The organism is Inquilinus limosus MP06 (genome assembly GCF_000767795.1).
Taxonomy (GTDB): Bacteria; Pseudomonadota; Alphaproteobacteria; order DSM-16000; family Inquilinaceae; genus Inquilinus; species Inquilinus limosus_E.
This window is the reverse complement of sequence record NZ_JANX01001121.1, coordinates 1-682: the sequence shown is the minus strand read 5'-3', so window position 1 is coordinate 682 and position 682 is coordinate 1. Positions and strand designations below refer to the sequence as shown.

Genomic DNA, 682 nt, shown 5'->3' with positions numbered 1-682 from the left:
GCTGCTGCTGCGCAGCCGCGCCGCCGCCGATCTCTGCGCCGGCGACAAGGCCGACCGCCGGGCCCGCCGCGCCCGCCAGCGCAACCATGTCACCGACGCCCTCGAGGCCCTGGTCTGGGACCCGGAGCCGTCGGCCGGGCCGCGCGACAAGGCCGAGGCGCGCATCGCCGAGCTGCATGAGGGGATCGCCGCGCTCTACGAGGACGAGGACAACCGGGTCGAGGACCGGCCGGTCGGCCCGGTCATCGCCGGCCTGGCCTGCGGCTTCGGCCTGTCGGACGCCTGGCGCCGCCGCGCCCCGGACTGGTCGGACCCGCCCTGGCCGGCCCCGCCGGAGGGCACTGACATCAAGGCCCAGCGCCGGGCCCGGCTGACCGAGCTGATGCGGCTGCCGCTGCTCCATATCGATGCCGATCTGGTCCCGGAGCTCAAGGCCGGGATCGAGGCCCGGCTGCGGGAGCCCGACATCCCCGCCCTGCTCGACGCCGAGCCGCCGATGCGCGTCGCCGAACGCCTCTGCCTCTCCCTCGGCCTCGAACCCTTCCCCTGCCTCGACTGGGCCGACAAGCCCGACACCGGCTGACCGGACGCCGGCCGGATGGGCCGGAGCCACCCCATCCTGCAAGCGAGACCGTTTCGCGACGTCCGTCCCTCATCGTCATTGCGAGGAGGCGAAGCCGAC

At 75.1% G+C, this 682-nt stretch carries 1 protein-coding gene; it reads left to right on the top strand.

Going from position 1 to position 682, the window contains the following annotated elements:
• The coding region (locus tag P409_RS39865; RefSeq protein WP_034849889.1) for a hypothetical protein at positions 1–583 on the top strand (583 nt) is incomplete at its 5' end.
• Positions 584–682 lie beyond the last annotated feature (99 nt).